At 69.7% G+C, this 26885-nt stretch carries 23 protein-coding genes; 11 read left to right on the top strand and 12 right to left on the bottom strand.

The features are described 5' to 3' along the window. Positions 1–68: 68 nt before the first annotated feature. Positions 69–851 carry an SDR family oxidoreductase gene (locus tag ACFU5O_RS18115; RefSeq protein WP_384241375.1) on the bottom strand — a complete coding sequence of 261 codons (783 nt, stop codon included), beginning with the start codon at positions 849–851 and terminating at the stop codon, positions 69–71. Between the two features lie 90 nt (positions 852–941). Here ACFU5O_RS18115 and ACFU5O_RS18110 point away from each other — a divergent pair, with 90 nt between their 5' ends. After that, positions 942–1784: a hypothetical protein gene (locus tag ACFU5O_RS18110; RefSeq protein WP_384241373.1), complete on the top strand. Its 843-nt coding sequence runs from the start codon at positions 942–944 to the stop codon at positions 1782–1784. Positions 1785–2092: 308 nt separating this feature from the next. Here the strand turns inward: ACFU5O_RS18110 and ACFU5O_RS18105 are convergent, their stop codons facing one another. The 3 genes from ACFU5O_RS18105 to ACFU5O_RS18095 form a co-directional block, all read right to left on the bottom strand. Beyond that, positions 2093–2293, bottom strand: coding sequence for a DUF397 domain-containing protein (locus tag ACFU5O_RS18105; RefSeq protein WP_384241371.1), 201 nt, complete (start codon positions 2291–2293; stop codon positions 2093–2095). 187 nt (positions 2294–2480) lie between these two features. After that, on the bottom strand, positions 2481–3338 hold the full coding sequence (locus tag ACFU5O_RS18100) for a helix-turn-helix domain-containing protein (protein ID WP_384241370.1): 858 nt from the start codon (positions 3336–3338) through the stop codon (positions 2481–2483). 246 nt (positions 3339–3584) lie between these two features. Beyond that, positions 3585–4301 carry a GPP34 family phosphoprotein gene (locus ACFU5O_RS18095; protein WP_384241368.1) on the bottom strand — a complete coding sequence of 239 codons (717 nt, stop codon included), beginning with the start codon at positions 4299–4301 and terminating at the stop codon, positions 3585–3587. A gap of 192 nt (positions 4302–4493) precedes the next feature. Here ACFU5O_RS18095 and ACFU5O_RS18090 point away from each other — a divergent pair, with 192 nt between their 5' ends. Beyond that, positions 4494–7136 carry a D-alanyl-D-alanine carboxypeptidase gene (locus ACFU5O_RS18090; RefSeq protein ID WP_384241367.1) on the top strand — a complete coding sequence of 881 codons (2643 nt, stop codon included), beginning with the start codon at positions 4494–4496 and terminating at the stop codon, positions 7134–7136. 376 nt (positions 7137–7512) lie between these two features. Beyond that, positions 7513–9234 (top strand): MFS transporter, encoded by a 1722-nt coding sequence (locus ACFU5O_RS18085; protein WP_384241702.1) that lies wholly within the window; start codon positions 7513–7515, stop codon positions 9232–9234. A gap of 545 nt (positions 9235–9779) precedes the next feature. Here the strand turns inward: ACFU5O_RS18085 and ACFU5O_RS18080 are convergent. Then, on the bottom strand, positions 9780–10640 hold the full coding sequence (locus ACFU5O_RS18080; protein ID WP_384241365.1) for a MerR family transcriptional regulator: 861 nt from the start codon (positions 10638–10640) through the stop codon (positions 9780–9782). Positions 10641–10889: 249 nt separating this feature from the next. Here ACFU5O_RS18080 and ACFU5O_RS18075 point away from each other — a divergent pair, with 249 nt between their 5' ends. Next, a complete protein-coding gene (locus ACFU5O_RS18075) occupies positions 10890–11819 on the top strand; it encodes an adhesin (RefSeq protein WP_384241362.1) in 930 nt (309 codons plus the stop codon). 278 nt (positions 11820–12097) lie between these two features. Beyond that, on the top strand, positions 12098–12787 hold the full coding sequence (locus ACFU5O_RS18070) for an adhesin (RefSeq protein WP_384241361.1): 690 nt from the start codon (positions 12098–12100) through the stop codon (positions 12785–12787). 102 nt (positions 12788–12889) lie between these two features. Here ACFU5O_RS18070 and ACFU5O_RS18065 read toward each other — a convergent pair whose 3' ends face one another. Both ACFU5O_RS18065 and ACFU5O_RS18060 read right to left on the bottom strand, forming a co-directional pair. Then, positions 12890–13315, bottom strand: coding sequence for a DUF4440 domain-containing protein (locus ACFU5O_RS18065; RefSeq protein WP_384241360.1), 426 nt, complete (start codon positions 13313–13315; stop codon positions 12890–12892). A gap of 715 nt (positions 13316–14030) precedes the next feature. Continuing rightward, the gene (locus tag ACFU5O_RS18060; protein ID WP_384241357.1) at positions 14031–16361 is read right to left on the bottom strand and encodes a hypothetical protein; all 2331 of its coding nucleotides are present in this window, start codon (positions 16359–16361) and stop codon (positions 14031–14033) included. Between the two features lie 207 nt (positions 16362–16568). Here ACFU5O_RS18060 and ACFU5O_RS18055 point away from each other — a divergent pair, with 207 nt between their 5' ends. The 5 genes from ACFU5O_RS18055 to ACFU5O_RS18035 all read left to right on the top strand — a co-directional run bounded on the left by ACFU5O_RS18055 (position 16569) and on the right by ACFU5O_RS18035 (position 21476). Next, entirely contained in the window at positions 16569–17564 is a 996-nt protein-coding gene (locus tag ACFU5O_RS18055; protein ID WP_384241355.1) for a hypothetical protein, read from the top strand. A gap of 238 nt (positions 17565–17802) precedes the next feature. Continuing rightward, positions 17803–18501, top strand: a complete 699-nt coding sequence (locus ACFU5O_RS18050) for an RNA polymerase sigma factor (RefSeq protein ID WP_384241700.1) — start codon at positions 17803–17805, stop codon at positions 18499–18501. After that, the gene (locus ACFU5O_RS18045; RefSeq protein WP_384241353.1) at positions 18498–19595 is read left to right on the top strand and encodes a CU044_5270 family protein; all 1098 of its coding nucleotides are present in this window, start codon (positions 18498–18500) and stop codon (positions 19593–19595) included. The genes ACFU5O_RS18050 and ACFU5O_RS18045 overlap by 4 nt, the downstream gene beginning before the upstream one ends. 395 nt (positions 19596–19990) lie before the next feature. Next, complete coding sequence (locus tag ACFU5O_RS18040; RefSeq protein WP_384241351.1) at positions 19991–20899, top strand: creatininase family protein; 909 nt, start codon at positions 19991–19993, stop codon at positions 20897–20899. 61 nt (positions 20900–20960) lie between these two features. Then, positions 20961–21476, top strand: a complete 516-nt coding sequence (locus tag ACFU5O_RS18035) for a hypothetical protein (RefSeq protein ID WP_384241349.1) — start codon at positions 20961–20963, stop codon at positions 21474–21476. Between the two features lie 471 nt (positions 21477–21947). Here ACFU5O_RS18035 and ACFU5O_RS18030 read toward each other — a convergent pair whose 3' ends face one another. Further along, positions 21948–24260 carry a tetratricopeptide repeat protein gene (locus tag ACFU5O_RS18030; protein WP_384241346.1) on the bottom strand — a complete coding sequence of 771 codons (2313 nt, stop codon included), beginning with the start codon at positions 24258–24260 and terminating at the stop codon, positions 21948–21950. Beyond that, a complete protein-coding gene (locus ACFU5O_RS18025) occupies positions 24257–24541 on the bottom strand; it encodes a hypothetical protein (RefSeq protein WP_384241344.1) in 285 nt (94 codons plus the stop codon). The genes ACFU5O_RS18030 and ACFU5O_RS18025 overlap by 4 nt, the downstream gene beginning before the upstream one ends. 587 nt (positions 24542–25128) lie before the next feature. Here ACFU5O_RS18025 and ACFU5O_RS18020 point away from each other — a divergent pair. Then, on the top strand, positions 25129–25353 hold the full coding sequence (locus ACFU5O_RS18020) for a hypothetical protein (protein WP_384241342.1): 225 nt from the start codon (positions 25129–25131) through the stop codon (positions 25351–25353). A gap of 12 nt (positions 25354–25365) precedes the next feature. Here ACFU5O_RS18020 and ACFU5O_RS18015 read toward each other — a convergent pair whose 3' ends face one another. The 3 genes from ACFU5O_RS18015 to ACFU5O_RS18005 all read right to left on the bottom strand — a co-directional run bounded on the left by ACFU5O_RS18015 (position 25366) and on the right by ACFU5O_RS18005 (position 26845). Beyond that, complete coding sequence (locus ACFU5O_RS18015) at positions 25366–25818, bottom strand: hypothetical protein (RefSeq protein ID WP_384241339.1); 453 nt, start codon at positions 25816–25818, stop codon at positions 25366–25368. 180 nt (positions 25819–25998) lie between these two features. Beyond that, a complete protein-coding gene (locus ACFU5O_RS18010; RefSeq protein WP_384241338.1) occupies positions 25999–26199 on the bottom strand; it encodes a hypothetical protein in 201 nt (66 codons plus the stop codon). Further along, positions 26180–26845 carry a hypothetical protein gene (locus ACFU5O_RS18005; RefSeq protein WP_384241336.1) on the bottom strand — a complete coding sequence of 222 codons (666 nt, stop codon included), beginning with the start codon at positions 26843–26845 and terminating at the stop codon, positions 26180–26182. The genes ACFU5O_RS18010 and ACFU5O_RS18005 overlap by 20 nt, the downstream gene beginning before the upstream one ends. Positions 26846–26885: the final 40 nt, after the last annotated feature.

Raw genomic sequence — 26885 nt, 5'->3', positions numbered from 1 at the left:
ACGGGGCCGCGAGGCGGGCCGCGGGTGGGCAGTGGCGGCCGGTAGGGGTCTTCGCCGGCGCCCGCTCCCTATCGCATCAGCTCACCGGCGTTGACCAGCAGCGACTGTCCGGTGATCGCCCGCGCCCGGTCGGAGGAGAGGAAGGCCGCGGCCTCCGCCACGTCCCCGTCCGTGGCCAGCTCCGGCAAGGCCATCCGCTCGGTCAGCCGGCCCAGCACCTCGGACTCCGCCACCCCCTCGGTGTGCGCGGTGAACCGCACGTACGCCTCGACCGGCGGCCCCCACATCCAGCCGGGAAGCACGGTGTTGACCCTGATCCGGTACGGGCCGAGCTCGCGCGCCAGTGAGTACATCGCCGAAGTGAGCGCACCCTTGGACGCCGCGTACGCCGCCTGCCGCACCTGCGACGGGGCGGCCACCGACGACTGGGTCCCGATGATGACGACCGAGCCGCCCCGCTCCTTCAGCGCCGGCAGACAGGCGCGGGTCATACGCAGCGTCCCCAGCAGATTGACGTCGACGACCTGCAGCCAGGTCGCGAAGTCGGCGTCCTCCAGACCCCCGAAACAGCTGTCCCAGGCGGCGACATGGACGACCGCGTCGATCCGGCCGAAGCGCTCGGTGGCAAGCGCCGCCAGCGCCTCGCACTGTGTCTCGTCGGTGATGTCGGTGGCGCGGTACGCGGTGCGGGCGCCCGCGGGATCGATCCCGGCGGCGCACTTGGCGAGATTGGCCTCCGTGCGCGCGCCGAGGACGGCGTTGCCCCCGTCCCGCACGACGGTCGCGGCGACCTGGTGTCCAAGACCGGCGCCGACGCCGGACACGATGACGGTCTTCCCCTGCAGCAGCATCCCGCCGACTCCCGCCTCTGGTCATTCATCTGACGGAGCGTCAGAGTAGGTCCGTCCGACGGAGGAAGGAAGAGGGGGAAGGGGAACGTCGTGAGTGAGGACACCCGGTCCGACGTGTACGCGGAACTGGCGGCCGTGGGCCCCTACGGGGTCCACCCCGGCCATGCGCTGATCACCATGGTCGAGCCGCATCCGGGCCAGGAGTACGCGTACAACCGCTGGTACGAGGACGACCACTACTACGCGGGCGCGATGGCGATGCCCTGGATGTACGCGGGCCGGCGCTGGGTGGCGACCCGGGAGCTGCAGCTCCTGCGCCGCCCCGAGAAGTCGGCGGTCGCCCAGCCGGTGACGGCCGGGTGCTATCTCTCCACCTACTGGATCACCGAAGGGCGCTACGACGACCACATGAAGTGGACCGTCGCCATCAACAAGCGGCTCAACCGCGACGGACGCGTCCATCAGCAGCGTACGCACGTCTTCACGGCCTTCCAGGACCATGTGGCGACCGTGTACCGGGACGGCGCGGCGGGCCCGCGCGACCACCACGCCCTCGACCACCCCTACGCGGGCATGGTTCTCGAAGTCATCGACGCGGAAGGGCCCGGGCAGCGGGCGGAACTGCTGGAGTGGCTGCGGGCGCACCACCTGCCGAAGCGGCTCGCCGCGAAGGGGGAGACCGCGGCGCCCGCGGCCATGGTGACGGTCTTCCGTCCCACTCCGCTGCCACTGGACCGTATGTCGTACGTGAAGCAGGTCGAGGGCGTCGACACGCGGCTGACGCTGCTCTGGTTCCTGGAGCAGGACCCCCGCACCTGCTGGGAGGAGCATTTCGCGGACCTCGACGCGGGGGAGCTGGGCAGGGTGGAGCTGGTGGCGCCGTTCATTCCGACGGTGCCGGGAACGGACCGCTACGTGGACCAGCTGCGCTGAGACGCCGGGTCGCCAAGTGCCGGGCGCCGGGCGCGGGGTACGGGAGGGCACCGGGCGCGGGAAGGGGCGGGACACGGGAAAGGGCGGGACACGGGAAGGGGCGGGGCGGCCGGGTCCTGCCTTACGGCCCGCCCTGGCGCCCCCGGACATAGGCCGAGCCCCCTCGGCCGGGTCGGCGGACCAGTCGAGAGGGCTCTGTCTGTGAATCTGGCGTTCTCCGGACGGTGTTGTCCGGACGGTGTCGTCCGGCCGGTGTCGTCCGGTGGTCCGGGGTGCTTGCCGGTGCTTCCCGGCAATTCCGGCGGCTTCTAGAGGGAACCCCTGCTCACCTCGTGAACGAAGGCATTCCACGAATCCGGGACGAAGGTGAGGGAGGGGCCGGCGGGGACCTTGGAGTCCCGCACGGCGATGGCCTGTACGACGGGGGACTTGACCTCGACGCAGGCGCCGTTCCCCCCGGAGTACGAGGACTTGGTCCACTTGTCCAGGGCGCCCTTTTGAATAGCCATGTGCATCTCCGGTTCCAGGTCGGTCGTTGCCGCCGACGTTCTTGACGGCGTGATCACGACGCTACTTGGCGGGATCTGTGGATGAGAACGCCCGTTCACCCGACCGGATGGCATATATGAGTCTGGTCTTCCAGCAATCGCTTGCGACGGTGTACCTTACGCCCCTCGCCGACGTGTTACCCGGAGGTCACTTCGCGTACCCCTTGGCGATGTCGGCGATGAACTCCCTGGTCTGGTCCACGTTCAACGCCTGTGCGCGCAGGTGCTCGTACATCACGGTGTACTTGTGGACGTCGTTCGCCTTCTCGAGGTAGAGATCGCTGGTGACACCCTCGATGTAGACCACGCTCGAGTCAGAGGCGTCGGGGAACTCCAGTACCGCGTAGTGCCCGGTGATGCCGGGGTGTGCGCCCATGCTGAACGGCAGGACCTGGACCGTGACATGCGGCAGCTGCGACTGCTCGACCAGGAACTCCAGCTGATCGCGCATCAACTGCTCGTTGCCCACGACCCGGCGCAGCGCCGCCTCGTCGACCACGGCCCACAGTCGCAGGGGGTTGTCGGGAGTGACGACACGTTCCTGCCGGCGCAGTCTGACCTGCACCCGCTTCTCCACGTCGCTGACCGGCGTCTCGGGGAGCGCGCCGGTGATGAGAGCCTCCGCGTACTGTCGGGTCTGGAGCAGTCCCGGGACGATCTGTGGCTCGTAGACGCGCAGACTGGCCGCGTCGGTCTCCAGGCCGATGTAGACGCTGTACGGGATGTCGCCGAAGGCGTGCCACCAGCCTTGCTGGCGGGAGTCCTTGGCCATCTGCATCAGCGAGTCGACGACCCTGTGGTCCTCGACCTCGTACACCCCGCAGAGATCGCGGACATCGCGCTGGCTGATCGAGCGTCGGCCGTTCTCCAGTCGGCTGATCTTCGACTGGGAGACGAGCAGGCGCTCCGCCACCTCCTCCGCGGTCATGCCCTTGAGCTCGCGGAGTCGGCGCAGCTCCTGGCCCAAGCGGCGGCGCCTGACGGTTGGGTTGACGTTGGACGCCACGGGAACTGCACCTCCGGCTGCGGGATTTCCGTTTGTTGCTGTGTGTATCTACGTCTCAGCAGACTGCCACCAATAGTGCGGCCTGCGCTGGAAAATGACGACACGCGCAACAAAGCGAACGCGCGGGGTAGTCGAGATGACTGCCCCGCGCGTTCTGTGCGGCTCCCGAACCGGGTCTTCTGTGTGTATTGCGTGCTGCGTGTTCAGTGGTGGGTGTTTCGTGGTGGGTGGTGGGATTGCGTACGACTAGTGCGCGGCTGCCCCCGCCATGCCGCGGCGCGGTGGCGCTGCGACGGCCGACGGGCGGCTGCCCGTGGCGGAGCTGCGGCGGGGCTGTGCTGCCGCACCGTTCTGGACGTCCATCACGGCGTGCGCCACGAGGCCGCCCATGGGGTCGTGCCTGATCAGATCCCGGAGACGGGAGCGCGACGAGCGCCCTTCGTTCCCCGGGTAGAGGTGCTTGCCGAGGCCGACCGCGTGGGCCAGAGCGGCGAGCGCCGCGGTCCGCGGGTCCGGTGGTACGCCGGTGCGGATCGCACTGTCCAGCCGGGACCTGATTTCCCGGCTGATCGCCGTGTCCGTCGCCTGGTAGCGAGTCGTCGGCAGCACCCCGCACATCTGACCCGCGACGGCATGCACCATGCCGCACCGTTCCAGATGCGAAAGGTAGGTCTGGCGCAACCCCAGCCGGGGCCCGCCGATCCAGTGGACGGCCCGAACCGGACTGCCGCGCCTGCGCAGCAGTTCCAGTGCGGAGTCCAGTGTCGGATCTCCTGTCGGCCGTGGCATCACCACGGCGATACGATCCCCGTCAGGGGCTATCCGTCCTGCCAGAGCCAGCTCCACTAGCTGTGCTCCGGCCAGGCCGAGGTCGAGCGACTGCGGCTGCGCCGTGGTACCCGTGGTCGGGTCCAGAGCGAGCAGCAGAAGCTCTTCCGGAATTGTTCTGCGGCTCCTGCCCATCCATGCCTCCCCGCGTGGATGAATGACAGGGTGACGCCTCTCACATTCTCTTGTCGAGAGTGCCTGGGTGCTTCGTGTTGGAACCAGTAGGTATGTCGTTCTCGTCTTGCACGGGAGCCAAGGGTTCACACAGGACACTGGTAGATGGTTCGGACAGCGTTGTTTCGCGGCGCAAGGCATGGAGGAGGCACGGTGGCGGGCGAGTCCCCCGACAAGTCGGAGCAGCAGAAGTCGTCGGGGGAGACGGCTTCGAGCGAACGCGATCCGAGGCTTGCCGTGTTCCGTGCGGCGGGTGGGGCGCCGCGGACGGAGGGGCGTGTCGACCAGCCGACGGCGGTGTTCAAGACACTGCCGTCACCCTCTGGACCGGACGCCACGGAGGCGGCTTCCGGTTCCGAGTCCGCGTCTGAGTCTGAGTCAGAGTCCGAGTCCGAGTCCGAGTCCGAGTCCGCGTCCGCCGGTGAGCTCGGCGCTTCCGACGTGTCCGACCCGTCCGACGCATCTGATGTCCCTGCAGGACGCGACGACGCCCGGCTGCGCGCGGCGGTCGCGGCGTGGGTCTCGACGGCGGACGACGCCGAGTCGGAGTCGGACACTTCGGTGGACGGGGAGCCGGGAACGGAAGCCGAAGCGGAATCCGACGCGGACGCGGGCACGGACACGCCAGGCGTGGACGTAGACGCCTCGGACCAGAGCGGTGGCGGCGAGTCCGAGAACTCGGCGGAGCGGGAGGAGCCGGCCGCAGACCCGAAGACCTCTGGTGAGGCGGGGGATTCCGCCGTGCCCGCGACGTCCGAGGACAAGCCCGAGGAAGCCGGTGCTTCCCCTGACGAGCCCGCTTCAGGCTCGTCCGACGACGACGAGCCCGATGGCGACGAGCCGGACGACGCCGCCACCTCCGACGGTGGGGCGTCCGACGGCGAGCCCGAAGGTGACGAGCAGCCTGAGTCCGACGCGTCCGAGGGTGGCGAGCCTGACGACGCCGACGGCGCATCCGCCGCGACGGGCGCCAAGGTGCCGAGCTGGGCAGAGGCCAAGAGCAGGAACGAGGCCGGGGCCGAGGCCGAGAGCGAGGCCAAGAGCAAGGCCGACGCCGAGAGCGACGCCGAGAGCGAAGCCGCGACCGGCGACAGTGCCGACGGCGGGACCGGCAGCGGGACCAACGCCAAGGCCGGCAAGGCCGGCAAGCCGGTCGATCAGCCGACGGCTGTCTTCAGGACGCGGCCTCGCCCGGCCGTGGACCAGCCCACCACCGCGCTCAAGATCACCCCGCCGCCCGCGCGCGAGCCGGACACGAAGTCCGCGCCCAAGCCGGAGTCGGAGGCCGAGCGGACCAGCAGGTTCGTACCGCTGCGGCGCGACGACACGGCCTCTGCACGGTCCGCGGCGTCCGCACCCCCGGCGACGCCCACACGGCCCGTAACCTCCGACAAGCCCGAGCCCGTCGCCCCCGCGGCATCCGCGGCATCCGCGGCGCCCGCGGCGCCCGCGACCCCCGCATCGCTCACCGAACCCGAGCGGACCAAGCAGCAGCCGCTGCCGCCCAAGCCTCCGCTCGATCTGCTCGCCGAGCTGACGAACACCCCGCCGCCGCGCCAGACCCCGGCCCGCACCCTCATGCGGCGCGTGAAGATCTGGACGCCGCTGGTCCTGCTTCTCGTGATCGTCTTCGCGGTCGTGCAGATGGTGCGCCCGCTTCCGCAGCCCACGCTGTCGCTGACGGCCGTGCCGACGTTCTCGTTCGAGGGCGCCAAGCCGTCGATGCCGTGGCCCGCCGAGGGCCAAGCGGCCCTTGACGTCGACGGAATCGGCTCCTTCGGGTCCTTCGGCGAGCAGAAGCCCGTCCCGATCGCGAGCGTGGCCAAGGTGATGACGGCGTACATCATCCTGCGCGACCACCCGGTCAAGGAGGGCTCCGACGGAGAGCTCATCGAGATCGACCAGCAGGGTGAGGACGACGCCAAGTTGTCCTCCCAGGGCGAGTCGACCGTCGACGTCACCAAGGGCCAGAAGATCACCGAGAAGGAGGCCATCCAGGCGATCATGCTCGCTTCGGCGAACAACATCGCACGGCAGCTCGCCCGTTGGGACGCCGGCTCGGAGAAGGCCTTCGTCGAGAAGATGAACGCCACGGCCAAGAGCCTCGGCATGACCAACACCACCTACACGGACCCCTCCGGCCTGAACGCGACGACCGTGAGCTCGGCCGTGGACCAGGTGAAGCTGGGCAAGAAGGCGATGGAGGACAAGCTGTTCCGCCAGGTGTCGAGGATGCCCGGGTACACGGACGTCAACGGCAAGGAGCAGCCGAACTGGAACCGTCTCGTCCCTGTCAACGGTGTCGTCGGCATCAAGACGGGTACCACCACGGCTGCCGGAGGGAACCTCCTCTTCGCTGCCACCAAGGAAGTCGGCGGCACCACTCAGACGATCATCGGCGCCGTGCTGAGCCAGCCTCCGGCGGCGCGTGACAAGTCGATCCTGACGGGCGCCCTGGACGCGGGCGACCAGCTGATGAAGGGAGCGCAGGGCGTCCTGGAGTCGAAGGTCGTCGTGAAGAAGGGCGACGTCGTCGGTGTCGTGGACGACGGCCTCGGCGGAACGACGCCGGTGATTGCCACGAAGGACGTCTCCGCCGTCGGCTGGGCCGGACTCACCGTCCGGCTCACGTTGGGCGACGGGGGCAAGGCCGTGCCGCGTTCCGCCCCCGCCGGAACCGTGGTGGGCGCCCTCACCGTGGGCGAAGGCTCCGACGGTGCGGTCACGGTGCCCGTCGCGCTCCAGCGCGACCTGGCAGAGGCGGGCTTCGGCGCGAAGCTGCTGCACCTCGGCTGACGGCTCAACGGGTTGCCCGGACGTGGCGACAGCGCGTGGCCGCGGTGGTGGTTCCGCGGGCCGGGCCGGGTGACCGAGCGGGGCGAGGGGGTACATCGGACTGCCGATGCACCCCCTCGCCCGGTCCGCGTCATGAGCCTGTACTCGTACCCGTACCCGCAGCCCGTGCCTGCTCCCGGTGCCTGCCTGGGCTGTACTCGAAGGCCGGATCGATGAGCGTGCTAGCGTCCGGGCAACGTGACATCCCCGTGACGCGTCCCTGTACGTAGAAGGGTCGGCCACGTTGGGACGGACGGGGAGAACAGAAGTGATCACCGCTGGGCCCACGCCGACGTATGCCGACCAGGACGCCGAACCGTACGTCCGGCGCGCCGACCTGCGGCAGCGTGCCGAGTGGCTCCGCCGCCACCCGGTGAGCGTCGCCACGCTCCTCGCCGGCGTCCTCCACGTCGTCTGGTTCTTCGTCTTCGCGAACAGCGGCGGTGACCTGGCGGCGCAGGACGCCTGGGCCGAGTTCGTCGGCCGGCACCCCGACTCCGCGTACAACCTCGCCTGGTACGGGGGCATGCACCCCGTCTCGTACAGCGTGGTGTCCCCGTATCTGATGTCCGTGCTCGGCGTGCGGACGACAATGATGGTCGCCGGCACCCTCTCCGCCTCCCTGACCGCGCTGGTCCTCACCCGTGTCCGCGCCGTCCGCAATCCGCTGGCCTGCGCGCTCGCCGCCGTCTTCGCCTTCCTCTGCAACGCGCTGTCCGGGCGGGTCACCTTCGGGCTGGGCATGCTCTTCGCGCTGGGCGCGGTCGCCGCGGTGTTCTGCTGGCCGCACCGCTGGCGTACGAAGCGCTGGGCCAAGGCCGCCGCAGCGGCACCGCTCGCGGGCCTCGCGACCGCGTCGAGCCCGGTCGCCGGGCTGTTCCTCGGGGTCGTCGCGGCAGCCCTGTTCCTGAACGGGCGGCGACCGGGTGCGTACGCGCTGGGCCTCGCACCGGTCGTGGTCGTGGCGCTTTCTGCGTGGCTGTTCCCGTTCTCGGGTACGCAGCCGATGTCGCTGGCGTCGACGTCGCTGCCGTTCCTCTTCGGCGTTCTCGTCCTGGTCCTCGTACCGGAGGAGTGGCGGACGGTCCGTGCCGCCGCCGCCGTCTACGCGGTCGGTACCCTCCTCACCTTCCTCGTCGACTCGCAGATCGGCTCGAACGTCTCGCGGCTTCCGATGCTGTTCGCGGGTGTGGTGCTGCTGGCGGCGCTGCCGTACACCGCCCCGCGCACCCGCAAGTGGTACGCGGTCGTCGTCGCCTTCGCCGGGCTCAACGGGTGGATCGGCTTCAAGGGCGTCGACGACGTCGTCCGGACGGCACCGGCCGCCTCCTGGACGCGCGAGCTCGCCCCGCTCGTGAACGAGCTCCAGCAGGTCGATGCCGAGAAGGGCCGTGTCGAGGTCGTCCCGGCCAGCAGCCACCGGGAGGCGTCGGCGCTCGCCCCGTACGTCAATCTGGCCCGCGGCTGGAACCGCCAGGCCGACATGGAACGCAACCCGCTCTTCTACGACGACACGCTCGACGCCGGCAGCTACCGCGAATGGCTCGACCGCTGGGCCGTGCACTACGTGGTGCTGCCCAAGGGCCGACCGGACTCGGGCGGCGGGCAGGAGGCGGAGCTCGTCGAGCGCGGCCAGCCCTATCTGAAGCGCGTCTGGTCGGACGAGAACTGGCAGCTCTTCGCGGTCCGGGACCCGATGCCGCTGGCCGACCCGCCGGCCACGGTGGACCGGGCGGGCGCGGGCGAGCTGACGATCCATGTGCGCACGGCGGGCCGGGTGCTGATCCGTATCCCGTACTCGCCGTGGCTCGGCCTCGTCGACGAGGAGGGGCGGAGCGTGGAGCAGCCGCAGGAGACGGAGGCGTCCAAGGAGCGGGACGGCGACGAGCCACGGACGTTCGTCAATGTGGCCGGCTGTCTGACGAAGGCGGAGGAGGACGCGGAGGGCGACGAGTGGACGGAACTCATCGCCCCCCGTCCGGGCGTGTACCGGTTGGCGGCGCCGTACCAGCTTCCGCGAGGGACACCGTGCCCGGAGGAGCTGAGCGAGGAGCGTTGACGGGGCCGGGGCCGGGTCCGGTCACCGGGGACCCTCACAGGGGTGGGCTGCACTCCGGGTGACGTCCGGAGCTACGGCACGCAGAGGCGGTACGCGGCGGTCGACCGCCCGCCGCCCGTGCGAGGTTCCGCGGGAGCGGGTGGGGTCTCGCGGCGGTACGGGTGCGGGGGAGGCTTTGCCGCTGACGCGCGGAGACCCTCGCGCTCGCGCCGAGACCTCCGGGCGCCTCAACACCTCGGCGCCCTGACGCCTGGACGTCCGGGGACCCTAGGGCTTGAGGCCCGGCGCGTAGACAGCCGCCCGCGCCGACAACCGGACGCCCGGGCCGGCCTCGCGCCCCGCGGACAGGCCCGCCGGACCGGGCCCCGGCCGGGACGGCGACCGGCCCGCGGGCCTCGCCGCGACGCCGCCCTCGTCCCGACGCCGCCCTCGCCGCGACGCCGCCCTCGTCCCGACGCCGCCCTCGCCGCGACGCCGCCCTCGCCGCGACGCCGCCCTCGCCCCGTGAGGGGCGGCGCCCCGCGCCGACCGGCGGGCGGAGGCGGTCAAGCCACCGGGAAGGCGATGTCGCACACTTCGTCCGTGGCCGACGCCGACTCCCAGTCCGCGAAGTACACCTCGCGACAGGGGCCGGTGACGGTCAGGCCCTCGCGGGCGATGTAGTCCTCCACCGCGTCGAAGGCGGAGAGGATCTGCGGGTGGGCGACCTGGGCCTTGGTGATGCGGGTGCAGGCGAGCCGCTGTGCGGGCTCGACGCGTACGACGGCACCACCGCGGCCGTTCGCCGCCGCCCACGCCTCGGCCGCCCGCACGTCGCCGACCGGGACACACGCCTCGGCCGGCCCGTCGCTGTCCGGACTCACTTCGGCGTAGTACGCCACGAAGGGGACGCCGACGACGCCCCCGCACTCCGCCGCGGCCCGTGTCAGCCGGTCGAAAGCCGTGGGGATCCAGCGGGGCAGCTCGTCCGCGAGGAGATGCCTGCGCTCGGCGAGCACCGCCTGTTCCGGTACGTCGCATGTCCTGATCTCGTACATCGTGGGCCTCCTGCCCGAGAGTCGGTCACGGAGGTGGGCCACGAGCGTGGCCTGCCGGGCCCGGCGCTCGTCGACCTCTGCCCAGTAGGCGGCCAGGGCCTGCGCGCCCTGCGCCCCCGGCAGCTCGACCACCTCGGCGATCCGCGCCAGCGGCATGTCGAGCTGACGCAGCAGTGCGACGAGCCGGGCGGATTCCACCTGGCCGGCGCGGTACCAGCGGTAGCCGGTCGCCTCGTCGACGTACGCGGGGACGACGAGTCCCAGCCGGTCGTAGAGTCGCAGCGCCTTGGGTGAAAGCCGTGCCCGGGCCGCGAAGGCCCCGATGGTCAGCAGGGAGTCGTCGTCGTGCACGGTCCCATCCTCCGTCACCGGGCGGCGGTTTCCTGTGCTGTCCGCCCGGTACGAGAACGCTGAGCCCTGCCCCAGGGGCAGGGTCAAACCTCTGGTGAAGATGCCGCACGGTGAAGATCACGGGGCGCCGGACGCAACGCCTACGGACCGGTGGCCGGCGGCGACGAGCCGCGCCACTTGTGGCGACGCACTCGGCCGCGTATCGATATCGCGCCGAGACGCACCGGCGCCTACCGATCGGTGTGAGGCCGCTGCATAGTGATCCGCATGGTGTGCGAGAGATGCGGAGGCACGCACCGGGGCGCCCTGCCGGGCATGGTGACGGAAACGTGCACGGTGGATCCGCCGCGGGCCGAGCGGAGAGTGATCGAGCCGTTTCCGGGGCGGGGGACCCTGCTGACAGCGGGAGTTGTGGTGGCTCTCGGCGGGCTGTTGCTGGGGGTCCTGCTGCTGACCGGGGAAGACAGCCACGACGAGACGGCCGGCGAACCCCTCACCACCGTGGACGACCTCACGCTGGGCGGGCTGCCGGACCGGGTGGGCCCGACCTTCGTCCCGCCGGACTCGCCTTCGCCGAGCGCGACGAGCCGCGGACCGTCGCCGTCCGTGTCCCCGTCCCCGTCGGCCACGAAGCGGAACCCCTCCCATGCGGCCGGGCCGGGGCCGTCGCCCTCGGCACCCCGGCGGCCTGCCTACAGCGAGTGGGCGGGGCCGGGCTGCCCGAACGGCGTGCGGACGTCCGGCCGCTACTCGGACGGACCCGACGGCTGGTACGACGTCTACTCCGGTGGTCACACCGGCGATTCGTGCGACGGGAGCTTCATCGCCGTACCGATGTCCGGGGCAGCGGACAGGGACAGCGGCGGCACGGTGACGTGGAACTGGCGGCCCGGCCCGGCATACACGAAGTGCTCGGTGGCCGTACGCATCCCCTGGAGTCCACGAGACGAAGACGTCGCGGGTGATCCGACGCGCTACAACGTTCTTTCCGGACCCGGCGAATCCGACGATGTCGTCATGTACTTCGGGATCGACCAGCGGAGCATGCGCGGTGGTGTGGTCGTCGTGAACGATCTCCTGGTCAGGGAAGGGGAGTTGACGGTTCAGCTTGTGGACAGGGGACAGGACTGGGGGAGGGGATACCGCGACGGAGCGCATCATGCGGCCGCGCAGATCCGTGCGGACTGTGTGGCATGACCGCTTTCGTCCGGGTGTTCGCGGGGCGTTTGTGTGACTGTTCGTGTAGGCGTTCGGCCAGCGTGACGCACGTGATTCCTGCATAGTGAGCAGGTATGGCGTGCGAACGGTGTGGCTGCGAGCCGCACAACCCCCTGTCCGGTACGAGTTGCCCCGAATGCGGTTTTGTGACCCGGGACGACCCTGGCTCGGGCGCGTCGTGGGTCGCCCCCGAGATGGTCGCGCCCCGTTTCCGTGGGCCGAGCCGGTTCCGGAGGAGTCTGCTGGCGGCGGGGGCCGTGGCCGTCCTCGGATGCTTCATCGCGGCAGCGGCACTGATCACCACCTCCGACAGGGACGGGGGCGGCGACGCCCGGGGCGGGGACGACGACATATCGGCGGGTGGCGCACCTACACGTATCGGCCCGACGCGCATCGGCCCCACGTCGCTGCCGGACCCGGAGGTCACCGGGCCGGGCTTCGAGCAGTGGGCGGGCCCGGGCTGTTCGACCGGACGCTACCGCGAGGACGGACGTTTCGAGAACGGCCGCGCGGCCTGGTACACCGTGCCGTCCGGCGGGCGGCGCGACTCCTCCTGCGACGGCAGTTTCTCGGCCGTCCCCATGTCGGGCAGCGCCGAGCGTGACGCGAGCTCCTCTGCGACCTGGAGCTGGGACCTCGACCGGAGCTACAAGAAGTGCTCCCTCGCGGTCATCGTCCCCAGCAGCACCCGCGCCTCTGACGTCGCCGGCAACCCCACCCTCTACCGGGTCCTGGCCGACCCGAACGACCCGGGCTCGGGCTACACGGGCTTCGGCGTCCGCCAGACCGTGCACCGCGGCGAACTGGTCCCCGTCGGCAGCTACACCGTCAAGGGCGGCACCACCTTCGCGGTCCAACTCGTCGACCGCGGCCGTGACTGGGGCACGGCCGCCTTGGTGGGAGCGCACCACGCGGCGGCCCAGATGAAACTGACCTGCCGGGTATGAGGCCGTAGCTCCCGCCTGCGGCGCAACGCACGGGACGCCCTTTGCTGACGACGTGTTGCGGCCGCCGCGTACCGGCTGCCGTGTACTCATCGCCGCTTACGGTCACCGCCTTGGCTCACCGCCGCCCGGCTGCCCGGCCCGGGGCGGGACGGGGGTGGCCTGGTGGTAGTACATACGCCAAGGCGCTCCTTCGCGCGTCCTGCGCCAGAGCGAGCAACGCCGCGCCCGCCTCCCGGTGATCACGGTCTCGTAGGTCAGATGCACCAGCCCCGGCGCGAGCACGACACCGGTCATACCCGACGGCTCGTAGCGCGGGCCGTCCTCCGACCCGCCTTCCATCTCGGGCAGCGCGGCGAGCATCTTCTCGTAGGTCCAGCGCGTACCCGATGCGCCGACCTCCACGAAGTCCGGATCCAGCAGCTGCCGCACATGTGCGCGCGACGTTCGCACACGCGGGTCCATGAAGCGCAGCTCGCCTGCGATCGCCTCGGCCACGTCGTCCGGTATGCCGTCCGGCTCTCTGCTCATACGGGCATCCTCGCCCCGTCCACCACGTCCGACGCAAGCGGATTTGTGCTCACGTAGGCCTCGATCGGAGTGATCGGCGACCTGCTGCCCGACAGGCAGGCGACACGGCTCTGGCCGGTGCAGCCCGTCCTTGATCCGCCGCCGGCCCGTTCCGATCGGCCCCCGCCGGCCACGCACCCCGCCGCGCGGAGTGCCTGCCGGTTCCTCCAGCCCGCCAGGCACGTGCGTGGCACGACCGCGACGTCGCCGATGTCAGCTGTGGAGGTCAGGTGCCCTTCGGGCTGGTCGCCTGCCGGCACGGGCCCCCCATGCGCAGATGGCAAGAACAGGCGCGAGGCCCAGCACGGAACCGAGCACCACGACCGGGAACGGTGCATGGAGGGCTCTCGGCAGACCGGTCCCGAGCGCAGCTGCTCCAAGGACGAAGGGCATCCACACCCTGAGGAGCCGGTAACGGATGCGATCAGCATTCCGTCGTGTCCGGGCCTTCTCCCTCAAGCGCGCGTACCCGCCGGCGCTGACCATGAGAATCCCCGAACCGGTGATGCCCCAGGACTGCCGGTCCACGGTGTCCCCCCTCGGCTCCTCGTGTTCGGCACCGGGAGTGTATGCACACGGTCGGTGAAGTCTTGTGCTTCAACCGCATGGAGCGGCCCCGCCCGGGAGGTCCGGGCGGGGCCGCTGTGTTGATGCCGAGTGAACGGCCGGGTTCGGGCTACAGGTGTGCGGCCTTCCGCCTGCGCATCCACCATGCCAGGCCGCCGCCGACGGCGACCAGGCCCGCGGCGAGGGTGACCATCCGGCCGACGCCCGAGGAGCCGGTGTGGGCAAGGTCCCCGCCCGGGTCCTGCGGGCCGTGGGTGGGCTCGTGGCCGCCAGGCGTGCTGTCGGTCGGGGCAGGGGTCGGCGGCTGCTGCGTCGGCGTCGGCGTCGGGTCCGGGTCCCCGGGCGGCGTCGGGGTGGGGTCGTCCCCATCGCCACCGGGCGCCTTGCCGTAGTTGTTCCCGCCGAGGTAGCCGGTGTCGGTGTCGCCGTACTGGACGGTCGACTTCGTCGACTGCTGCGCGGTGTCGGGCAGCTCGGGGTGTTCGGCCTGGAAGCGGACCTTGGAGATGTTCCGCTTGGGCTGCTTGGAGAAGTCCACGCCGCCGGTGGCGAACTCGAACTCCAGCACCGTGCCGTCCTGCTCGTACTTCCGCTTGAAGTGGAAGTCTCCCTCTCGGTAGGACTTCATGTAGTCGGCGTACACCTTGTTGCGGTCCCATTTGGTGCGCGCGGGCCAGGCGGACGCGTCGTCGGAGCCGATGATGCTGTGAAAGTCACCGGGCTTGACGGCGTCGCGCTGCTTGATCCACTCGGCGGCGATGCGGGAGGTGTACACGCGGCGCAGATCGGCGTACTGAGGATCGTTGTTGACGAACTTCTCCACCTCAGGGATCGCGATCTGCCGGATCTGCCGGAAGTTGTACTCCTGGACCTCTTCGGGCTGGTCGCACCTGGGCGGGTTCTTGATCTCCAGCTTCTCCGCCTTGACGTCCATCGGAGCGTCCAGGATGTAGAGCTTGCCGTCCTCCTCGCGGACCTGCGCAGGGGCAGGTTCGATGAAGAAGCGGTAGGTCTTCCAGCAGGGTGCGCCGTTGACGTGCCGGAAGGAGTCCCACAGCCGGCTGCCGACGGGGTTGTCCGGGACCATGACCTTGGCCAGGTCGTGCTTCATCTGGAGGTCTGCCTCCAGCAGCACGTGCCCGGCGTCGGTCTTGGCGAGCTTGTCGTCGGTGACCTGGTCGGGCTGGTCGGGGTTGAGGTTGACCCAGAACCGGTTGGGGTGCAGCGCGAGCCACGTGAACATGGAATCGGAGGCGAGGTCGATCTTCTCGCCGCCGCCCCACGAGGGGTTGTTGTCCTCGTCGTCGTTCAGCCTGGCCTTGAAGCCGTAGTCCATGCCCTTGCCCTTGACGGGCTCGGTGATGTAGCGCAGCTCCATCGTGGAGAAGTCGATGCCGCCCGGTCCGCGGACGCGGTTGACCGCGCCCGGGGCCTTCGCGCGGGCCTGGGCACGCCGACGGGCTTCCTCCTCGGTCCTGCCGGAGTCGCGCGCCATGTCGTTCGCGGCGCCGCGCGAGGACCGCCCGTTCTTGGGGTCGGTGAAGGCGGTGTCCTTGCGGGTGTGCTCGTTGGGTGTGAAGCGCCCGTTCTCCACGGCACGGTGCTGGTACCAGCTCACTCCGTGCTGCTTGAGGAGGTCCATGGTGTTCCGGGTGGGCTGGCGTCCGAAGATGTACACGACCTTGTAGCCGCGTGCGGCCATCTTCTGGTCGATCAGGAGTTGTGCCCGGCCGATCTCACGTCCGGACTTGAACTCGTAGATGATCTTCTGGCGGCCGCTGTTCCTGATCGCGTCGAAGCGGCGGTCCTCCTTGAGGACCTCCTTGGCCTTCTGCTCGCCGAGTTCGTCGATCAGCTCCTGAACGATCTCGGCGTAGAGTTCGGGCATCTCCTCGGCGAGCGAGTACTGGCAGTACCAGTCACGGCCGCCGAGCTTGAAGTACTCGGCGTTCTCGCGCTCGTAGGCGTTGCCGCGCCGGCTGTTGCCCTCGCCGTTGGAGTAGAGGGTGTTGACGTAGTCGTTGAACGTGCCCTTGTAGCGGTTGTCGCCCTTTGCCTGGTTCTGCTTCCAGTACGCCCACGCATGCTCGGGTGTGGCGTTGTCGTACAGCTTGGGGTCCGGCTTGATCTTCGCCAGAGTCGCAGCGTCGGGCAGTTCGAGACCGGACAGGGCCCTGCGCGGGTTGTCGTAGTCGTACGTGCGCTTGGTGTCGCCCCGGGTGCGCCATTGGTAGGGGCCGGGGGCCTTGAAGCCCGGCAGGCTCCCAAGTCGCGGTGCCCGGTTGGGCGTTCCGTACATCTCGCTGCATCGCTTGGTGGCGGCTTCGGCGTCCTGGACGTTGTCCAGGACGGGGATTCCGCCGGTGAGGATGCCGACGCTCATGGCCAGGACGGCCGTACGGCCGAGCCAGGGCCTGCGCCGCGGTAATGCGTGGCTCACGGTTGTGTCTCCCATGGTCAGGGGGCCACGGGTTCCTGGTGGTGCAGGCGGGTTCAATGCCCCCGTGAAGATGATCCCGCCATGACAACACCCTAGGGGGCTGCTGCGACAGGAGTCGCATAGGTGACCGGTGTTTCGGACACGCAACTCGGCCCGATGGCAGGCGAGTTCGGGATTCCTGTCGCGCCCGGACCTAGAGTGGCCTGCATGTCTGAGAACTCGAGCGGTCCGATGGATGCCGTGGCGGCCGGTGAGGAGCTCTCCGAGTGGGTGGCCGACGTCCCGGGTCTCGTGATGCGCCTGGACACCTGGCACACCCCGGAGCACTTCCACCCGGACATGTCGGCGGACTCTCTCGGAACGCTGGAGGAGACCGTCGTCCTCACCTACGAACCGGAAGGGACGGACGAGTCCCGGGACTTCCTTCAGGGGGCGATGGCCTACCTCGGTGAGGCGCTGATGCACGTCGGCGGCGGCCGGTGGGGGTGGAACACGGCCGGACATCCGGTCGTGCTGCCGGACGCGGAGCTGCGCATGGAGCCGCTCGACCCGCTGCTCCTGATCAACAGCGCCATGGAGACGGCGCAGTTCGGGGTGTTCGAGGAGACGGCGGATCGGCTACGGGCCGCCGTCGCGGCCCGCAGGGAACAGCAGCCCGGGTGGAGGCCGGTCAAAGAGGCGACTCCGGGCCTCGATCCGACCGGCGTCGGGGGGCGGCATCCGTGGCTGGCCGCATGGGTGGAGGAGCGCCGGAGCGGCTTCGACGCGTGGGCCGCGGAGACCGGCAGCGAGAAGAGCCTGTGGGACTTCTCCCCTGCCTCGTTGGACGCGCTGGCCCGGTTGGTGATCCACCGGTACGGGACGACGGAGAAGTTCGCCGACCGTGAGCGGACCCCCTTCGTACAGGGCTGTATCTGGTACGTCGGTGAGGTCGCGGTGCGGCACAAGGCCGGAGCGTGGGAGTTCCACGAGGCGGATGAGGGTCTGCCTCGGGAAGAGGTGGAGAGGAACATCTATCTGGAGCGGCCGTTCGTGAACCAGCCCACCATCCGTGACGGCGTCGGCGATGTGCCGTTCTACGCGCTGCTGCTGGCGGTCGAGGCGGGTGACGGGTCCGTTGTGCGGGAGCACTTCGACTGGTACGAGGACCCGTCCAAGGACCCGTCCGGGGAAGACGGATCAGTGGTCTACCGGCGCGGCTGATCCAACACCACGGACAGGAGCTCGTGGGGACCGATGACAGATTCGGGGCCCTGCGTCGGCCATGCTCGCGATGGCCTTCCGTCCGGTCCGGCCCGGGCCGGCCAGGCCCGGCCCGGTCGGGCGGGCTTGCAGTTCCCCGTGGGGCCGTCCGGTCGGAAGGGGCATCAAGGCCGAGTGTGGCGCAGGTCACGGGAAGCCGGTGTGGGGTGCCGGACAGCTCATTGAGGTGAGCACTCATATGCGTATCCGGGTACGGGCCGGGGAATCGAGCGCGTTCGCTGAGCTCTTCGACAGCTACGCTCGCGCGGTCTACAACCATGCCTTCCGGCTGACCGCCGACTGGTCGACGGCCGAGGACGTGATGGCCGCGACCTTCATGGAGGCATGGCGGCTCCGCGACAGGGTCGACCCCGAGGGCGGCTCCCTGCGGCCCTGGCTGCTGGGCATCGCCACCAACACGGCACGTAACCAGTACCGGAGCAACCGGCGGTACCGGGCGGCGGCCAACGCCGCCGCGGCGGCCGAGCTGTCGGTGCCCGACCACGCCGACGAGGTGGCCGACCGGGTCGACGACCGGCGACGACTCGCGACGGCCCTCACCGCGCTCGCCTCGCTGCGCAGACCGGAGCGCGAGGTCATCGCGCTCTGCCTGGGGGAGGGCCTGGACTACGAGGCCGCGGCGGAAGCGCTCGGGATTCCGGTCGGCACGGTCGCGTCCCGGCTGTCCCGGGCCCGCAAGAGGTTGCGTGTGCTGGCCGAGGCCGATCTGGCGCGCCCCTTTGCCGGGACGGTCCGGCCGGCAACCGAACTGTCCCGCCCCGCAACCGAAGTGGCGCGCAAGAAAGTGCGTGAGAAACGGGAAGCCGGCCACCGCGGCCGACAGATAAGAGGCGATCACACAAACGCGATCCGGCCCGCGCAGGAAGGATACCGATGAACGCGGATACGTCCCGGCAGAACCCGGCCGAGTGGGATGAGAGCGCACAGCTCCTGTCCCGGGCGGCGCGCGACCTGCCGACGGGCCGTCACCAGTTCCACAGGGAGCGTCTGATGGCCCAGATTCACGACATGCAGCAGGAAGAGCGCACGGCGACGGCGGCCCCGGCGAAGGCACGGCGGTTCCGGCTGCCGCGTGCGGCGATCGTCCTGCCCGCCATGGCGGCGGCCGTGGCGGGGGCGGTCGTCGCCGGGAGCGCGATGTCCGGCGGTGGCGGAGTCAGGGACGGCGGCGTCCCCACCGGACCGGGTCTGACCACACAGATCGGCGCCGCGACCACCAAGGGCGTGCCCCAGCTGCTCGACCAGATCTCGCTGGCGGCAGCCGACGGGTCCCATCCGGCCGTCAAGCCCGGCCAGTACATCTACATCGAGTCCAAGACGGCCGACACCTTCCTGAAGACCGTCGACGGCAAGACCACCCTGGCCAGCCACCAGCTGCACCGCCGCCAGATGTGGAAGTCCCCGGACGGAACCAAGGGCTGGCTGATCGACCCCGCAGTCAACGACGGCCCCGAGGGCGAGACCCTGAGCCTCCCCGACGAGCAGGGCAACACCCCCAAGGCGTACCTGAACGGCCCGTCGTACGACTACCTGGCCAAGCTCACCACCGACCCCGGCGAACTGCTGGCCAAGATCTACAAAGAGACCAAGGGCCACGGCAACTCCCCCGACCAGGAGGCCTTCACCACCATCGGGGACCTGCTCGGCGAGAGCTATCCTCCGGCGGAGCTCCACTCGGCTCTGTTCAAGGCCGCCGCGAAGATCCCCGGTGTCGTCGTCGTACAGGACGCGGTGGACGCGGTGGGCCGGCACGGGGTGGCGGTGGCCCGGCTCGACTCGACCAGCGGTCAGCGCGAGGAGTGGATCTTCGACAGGAAGACCCACGTCTTCCTCGGCCAGCGCATCGTCCAGGTACGGGAGAACAGCGGAAAGGACGCCCTGGTCAAGCCCGGCACGGTGACCTACACCAGCGCCATCATGAACCGGGCCGTCGTCGACAGCATCAAGCAGACCCCGTCGCAAGCCGACTGACGCGGTCCGCGCACCCTGCGCGGTACAGGCCCTGCTCCGGTTGGCGTCGGACCTGGATGTCGAAGGCCCCGGACCGTGATCGGTCCGGGGCCTTCCGGCCGGCGCCCCGGCAGGATGCGAACCTGCGACACCCGCTCGGGCCGATTCCTTCGGACCATCGTGCGGACCGGATGAAGGTGCCGACAGGCGAAGCCCGGAGAGGCAGGTCGTGGAGGCGGGCCGCGGAGGCCATTTGTGATCTCCCTACAAGGCGCAGGCGTGATTTCCGGCGTGGGTGCCGCTCGTGAGCCGCCGTGTTCTCTGGCGAAGATCATCATGATCGGTGGTCAGGCCGGTCATGACATCGCGTACGGGGGAAGCGCATGCACAGTGGATACTCGGTCTTCGCCGGGACGATGGCCGACCTCACATACCCGCAGGTGGAGGCGGCGGCGGCCGCGGGCGCATGCGTCCTGCTGCCCACGGGCGTCATCGAGCAGCACGGCCCGCACCTGCCGCTGGGCACCGACGCCTACGGCGCCTATCAGCTGTGCCGGATGGTGAAGGACGAGCTCGACCGGCATCAGGTACCGGCGCTGATCGCCCCGCCCGTGTTCTGGGGCATCAATCAGGTTTCCGATGCCTTTGCCGGAACGTTCCGCACACGCCCCGAGACTGCGGCCGCACTGCATTTCGACATTATGGAATCGCTCGCCACCGACGGGTTCCGGCACATCTTCGTGATCAACCACCAGGGCGACATCGCTCACAATCGGATGCTGCTCGACGTCGTGACGCGCCGACACGAGCAGGGCAGCACGGGGGTCGTCCTCATCGAGCCGGACTTCATCGCTGACCGCTTGGGCGAGGCGGCGAGGACTCCCGCGCTGGCCACGTTCCCCATGCAACCGCTGTTCGAGGGCCTGGAGCTGACCGGTGAACTCGGTGTCCATGCCGAAGAGATCGAGAGCGCGCTGATGATGCGCTGGTTCCCTGAGCTCGTCGATTACGACGCCATGGACGGGCTCCGGCCGACGGGCCTCGGGCCGGCGGACCTGGCCGAATGGCGAAAGGGGGGCGAACACGCCCGCAGGGTGACACCGCAGGGCTACTTCGGCGCACCCAGCCCGCGCGACCCCTTCCTGTGGCGCTTCTACCACCGCATGGCCCGAGCCATGGCCGATACCGTGGCCGGCACGCTCGCCGCTCCAGCAGGTGGCGCGCAGGGCGCTTCTTCAGGCATCTTCAGTACAGCTCCCGGGGATACCGGATCAGCTGGGCCAAGTACGCCACCAGCGCCGACCGGTGCGGCAGGACGAGGCTGAAGAGCGGCAGCGGGAAGCTGCCTACCATGGAGACCGGTCGGCGACACTGGGAATGGAGCTCATGACCCCTCGAAGGCGTCTCAGCGGTACCGGTGCGGCGATGTGCATCGGCGTGCTGTCCGCCATCCTGGTCACCGGGTGTACGGAGGGCTCGGGAAGCTCAGAGCGGCCGACGAAGCGGGTCACCCCGCCGACGTCATCTCAGCCAGAACGACACTCACCCGGTGCGACCGACAGGAAGCTCGGAGAACAGGCGGAAGCCGCCCTGGACACGGTGACGATCGACGATCCGGAGTTCGTGGAATCGGGCTTGGAAGCCCTCGGTGACGGCATCCATACGAACTCACCGCTGACGCGCGGGAAGTCGTATCAGCTCGCAGTCGCCTGTGCGGGACGGGGCAAGGCCAGGCTGTCGGTTCGGATCAAGGACCAACCGGCCGTGCAGAGCTTCGACTGCGACGGCACTGCGGTCCATCAGCGCATTGCGGCAGCACCGAGCAGGCTCAGGATCGACGTCGACGGCGAACCAGGATCCTCCGGGATGGTCGCCTGGCGCATCAGTGAGGCCGCTCAGTGAGGCCGCCCGGTAAGGCAACGCTCCGCTGAGAACGCCGATACATCCGACGGCCGCCGTCCGGCCCCTCATCACAGGGGTCGGACGGCGGCCGTTCCCGTGCGCTTCCCGGGTGCAAGGTGAGGCCCGAGCCGCTGAGACGCCTGTCCAGGACGGGGCATGCGCCCGGACGCTGCGCGTCTCCTCCTGACCGAACGGCATCGAGGCCGGCGGATGTCAGGCCGCCGCCGGTGGCCACCGCCCAAGCGAGGCCGCGTTGCCGGCGGGCGACCGCGTCAGGACGAGCTCGCGTGGCCGGCACCATGACGGAATCTGCGGCGAACGCCGGGAGGAGGATGCCGAACAAGGCGAACGTGCCGACGGCCGGCAACGTCAGCTCAACGTGAGTCGTCACAGCGCCACCCGTCACCCGCCACACCACAGCCACAGCCAGCGAGCGCAACACCGCTGACACATGCGGGATGTCGTCCTTCCTCAGCGGGACGGGGGAGAACGGGGTGGGTCGCCGGCGGTCGTTGGAGTTGCTGAGCTTTGCTGCTGTACGGCCTGGGCCGCCTGGTAGGCCTCGGCCAGGTGTTTGCGGGTACGCAGGGTGTCCACGCTGCCGTGGCCCAGTGCCTGCTCGCGCTGGGCCAAGGTCGTCTCGAACAAGGGAATCGCCCGCTCCAGGTCTCCCGCAATCAGATAGACGTGGGCGAGACAATCGCGACTACGCAGGGTGTCAGGGTGGGTGTCGCCAAACAGCTGCTCGCGTTGGGCCAAGGTCGTCTCGAACAAGGGAATCGCCCGCTCCAGATCCCCCACCCTTTGATAAGCGTCGGCGAGATTACTGCGGCAACGCAGAGTGAGCCAGTCGGCGTTGTCCAGGACCTGTTCACACAGGGCCAAGGTTGCCTCGAACAAGGGAATCGCCCGTCCGAAGTCCCCGGAGGCCTCGTAAGCGCCGGCCAGCTGGTCGCGGCTGAAGAGGGTGTGGGGATGACTGTCGCCCAGCACCTGTTTGTATTTGACAAAGGTTGCTTCGAACAGCGGAATCGCCCGCTCCAGATCCCCGGCCCACTTGTATGCGCCGGCGAGGCCGATGCGGATGGTCAGGGTGTCGGGATGGCTGTCGCCCAGCGCACTGACACTTTCGGCCAGGGCCTGCTCATACAGCGGGATGGCCCGCTCGGCCTCTCCCGCCATGCGATGGGCGTGAGCGAGGTTCATGCGGTTGGTGAGTGTGTCGGGGTGGGTGTCGCCCAGGACCCTCCGGCGGTGGGTCAAGTTTGCTTCGTACAGGGGAATGGCCTGCCCCTGATCTCCCGCCGCATAGTAGGCGTGAGCGAGTTGGTCGCGGCTTCGCAGGGTCTCGGGGTGATTGGCGCCCAGGACCTGCTTCCGCTGGGCCAGGACAGCCTTGAAGAGCGGGACAGCGCGTACCTCCTGCCTCGTCTCCTCCAAGTGCTTCGCGGTGGTCTGGTAGGCGGCGAGCGCACCGTCGTTGTGGTGGCCGGCCGGGGAGGTGACGGCGAGAGCGATCAGGTGGGGGATCAGGTGTTGCCACTGCTTCGGCGGCGCGGGCGCCCGGTCCTGGCCGTCCGGATGAAGTGCGTGGAGCATGAGAAGTTCCGCCTCGCGCCTGCCCGGCGGCGGCGTGTCCGGCTCCGGAGCTGTGGCGCGCAGGACGGCTTGGAGCAGGCGGTGGACGGTGATGTCGGAGCCGGTCAGGGTGATCATGTCGTAGGCGCGCAGCACGCCCAGGGCTTGGTCCAGGGTTTGGGGGTCGGTTGCGCAGGCTGTGAGCAGGGCGCGGGGGAGGTTGTCGGGGGCGAGCCAGGCGAGGGTGTGCAGGAGGGTGACGGCCAGCGGGTCGCGGGTGGTGATCGCTTGCAGGGTCTGGTTCCAAATGCAGGCGATGGTGCGTTGCGAGTCGATGCCGTCGGTGGATTTGTCCAGCATCCGCCCCAGAGTCCGCCGATAGGCGTCCATCCCGGTGCCGGTCTGGTACAGGTAGGCGCCGGCCTGCTCCAGCGCCAGCGGAAGATGCCCCAGATCACGCGCCAGGAGCGCGGCCTGGCGTCGCTGCTCGAGGGTGGGCTGCTGTGTCTCCTCCAGAGCGAGGGTGCAGAGCAGGTCCGCGGAGGCGGCTGGGGTCAGCAGGCCCAACGGCACGGTCGGGGCGATGGCCTTCCATCCGGTGGCCTTGCGACTGGTCGCCACGTGGTGTCCGCCGGTCAAGGTGCCCAGATACAGGCGCAGGTCGTCAGGATGCTCGACGTTGTCGAAGACCAGCAGCCAGCCGGGATGCCACTGCAGCCATAGAATCGCCCACGCGGTCTGCTCGTCCGTCCCGGCGGTTGCGGCCCACTGCGGACACAACCGCCAGGCCAGACCGGCCAGAGCGGTGTTGATCTGCTCCGGAGACTCCGCAGTGACCCACCACGTCAGCGTGTACTCGGCCCGGTATCGATGGGCGTAGTGCAGCGCCAGCGTGCTCTTGCCCACACCGCCCAGCCCGTGCACGGCCCGGGTCTGCGTCACCGCAGCCTCACCTTGGCCGATCAGCATCTCCCGCAGCCGCTCCAGCTCACTTTCCCGGCCGACGAACACCCCGGACGCCGACCCCGGCAGATTCCCCGCCCCCGGCGGCGCACTCACCTCCTGCGCCCAGCGCACCGCCTCCGGCGGCAGCATCACGACCTGGGCGTCATCTCCCGTGATCGCCACGCCGATGGTCCCGGCCGCCACCGCCCTCAGGCCCGATGCCCGCACCCCGCCGGTCGTGATCGGGTCGGTGTCGTTCATGGCTGCACAGTGGTGTTGTCACCGGTGATCGCGGTGGTGATCGTCTGCGCGGCAACGGCCCGCTCACCCGACGCGGTCACCGACACCGGCCCGCTCCCGGCCGGCAGCAATCCCGCCGGCTCCCGCAACAGTTCTTCGTCCCCCCGCGCATCCCGCTCGATCTGCTGGCGCAACGCCCCCGCCGCGTCCGCATCCTCCGGTTCCTCAGCCGCGTCCCGCACGGCCGCCTCCAGCTCGGCACGGTCCTCCTGATCGCGGCGGTGCCACACCGCGTGCAGCATGCGCCGCCCCACATTCGCCGTCGCCTCGACCGCAGCGCACTCCGGACGCGTCAACACCCCTGCTCCATACGCCCCCAGAGCTGCCGTCAGATACGGCCCGGTCTGTGCCACGAACTGAATGATCTCCGCACTCATTCGCCGACCCCCGGACGCCCTCGTTCTCGACTCGCCGGCAACCCGGCGTAGGAACACGTCACATCACGTAAGCGGAGAACGACTGAACTGCCGTGCTCGGTTCCACGACACCTGGCACGTGGGACAGCGGAGTCGTGGCGAGCATCCGGCACGTGCGTGGCACGGCCGCGGTATGCGAAGGGGCCAGTTCGAGGATCAAGCCTCTGAACTCGCCGCTGGTCGTGTGCCCTCGGCAGGCTTCGCCTGTAGTTCAGGGCCGGGCCGTGTCCAGCCAAGCACTCCGGCAACTCGGCCTTGGGACCTCTGCCTCTGTCCCCGGGGAGACGTTCGCTCACGCCAGACGGCAGGAACGGAGCCGCGGCGGGTCGACGCGGGGTGCGACGACCTGACCGTCTGCGCCTCCAGCGCCTGTTGCCCCGTCCCCTTCACCGACCTCGCCGAGGAGAACCGCCGTGCCGAACCCTGCGGACCTCCGCCCCCCCCACAAGACCTCGAAGGCGCTCGCGGGCATGACCGCCCTGGCATGTGTGGCGTGCTGCGCGCTGCCCGCGCTCATCGCCGCGGGCGTCCTGGGCGCCGGGGCCGGAGCGACGGTAGACATGCTCATTTTCGCGCGGTGGCAGTGGCCCGGCGGGCGCCGCCGCAGGACGGATCCCGTTCACTGCGGCAGCCCCTGAAGGGCAGCAGGATCAGCTGCTGACAGAGGTGGAATCGGCAATGCCGTTGAAGTAGAAGATCAGAGTCGCCCTCCAATTCGCATCGGTGCGGCCGAAACAGCCTCGTGTGAATCCGGGCTGGAGCGGGGAGGGGTCGCAGCGGAACACGCTGCCGTTGGCCGCATCGGGGTCGTGGTGCGGGGCGGACTTCGGCCACACCTTCAGTTCGGCTTTGATGTTGATCGCGACACCGGCCTTGTTCTGCACCACCAGCACAGGCTGGGACTCACCTGCCGCGTTGCGCACCACGCAGCCCTTGAAGTTGATGTTGTGTGACCCCACATGGGACTGGTAGCCCTGGCAGGTCCAATTCGCATTGGTGTCCACTGTCTGCCAATTCGGGTAGGCCGCCGCAGGGCTCGACGCGAGCACGACGGCGGCCAGTCCTGCGGCAGCCAGTCCGAACGCCCTCTTCCACATGGTCACGGAGACACCCTTCAAAAGTGGATCTTGACAACTCGGGTGGGATTGTATCCACCGGCCACTCGTGGACATGACATTCACTCCGCCCATACGCCCTGGCCAGGGCGCACCGGCTGGATTCGAACCTGCGAGACCCGCTTCAGGAGTTCGAGCGCCGGCCCTCGGCGTCGTATCCGGGGCACATCAGTCATCGCACACCTCGGCGGTCTTGCGGGGGTCGTCCGCCAGGATCTGCGCGGCCAGGCGCTGCGCCTGCTCCTCGGCAGGTTCGTCCTGGGTGACGAGCAGCTCGTGCCGGAACCGGGTCGCGCGCTCGTCCGGGTGGTGCGTGCAGCTGAAGTACACGTCGACGCCCTGGGGCGCCTCACGGGCAGGGGTCCACATCTTCCAGGACGCAATCCCACCGTGCGAACCAGCCGCTGTCCGCAAACGTCCGCGTCAGAATCCGGGCAACGGTGTCCACCGGCTGCTCCCAACTCAAGTCTGCTGCAGCGCGCGCCAGTTCGGCGTCGTACTGGGTCGCGTCGAAGTGGAAGTCGGTGGCCGGCAGGGAGTTGATGCTGCTGGTGTTCTTCCAGGACGACCAGATCACCCGGTCGCCCTGGCGGCGGATCGTGACGTAGAGGGCTCCGCAGCACCCGGGAGTGCAGTCGGGCTCGGACAGAACGATGCGCCGCGGGTCTTCCGTCGCTGCCAGCGGCCAGACCTGCGCCGGACCGGCCCATTCGTCGTGGCAGCCGGCCAGCCCCTCGGGGTGGACCTCCTTCACCACATCCCGGCCGTCGATGAACGCGCGCACCTGCACCCAGTGCGACCAGGCGTCGGGGTCCGGGACGATGTGGCGCAGGCTGAGGGTGCTGATCGGCTGCTCAAGAGGCATCCCTCCGTGATCAGGCAGAGCAATGCTCATGCCCATCGCGTTTGCGGGCCCGGACCGCACGGTGCAATCCGACTCGAGCCGTCCCCGTGACAGAGCCACCCGGCCGAGAAGCGATGAGTCGCCGAAGAAGTGACACGCCGGGTCTGTCACCTGCGGTGGCCTAACCGATCAGGACTGTGACCTGCGGCTG

The sequence above is a fragment of the Streptomyces sp. NPDC057445 genome, assembly GCF_042802855.1.
Taxonomy (GTDB): Bacteria; Actinomycetota; Actinomycetes; order Streptomycetales; family Streptomycetaceae; genus Streptomyces.
This window is presented reverse-complemented; position numbering and strand designations above follow the sequence as displayed.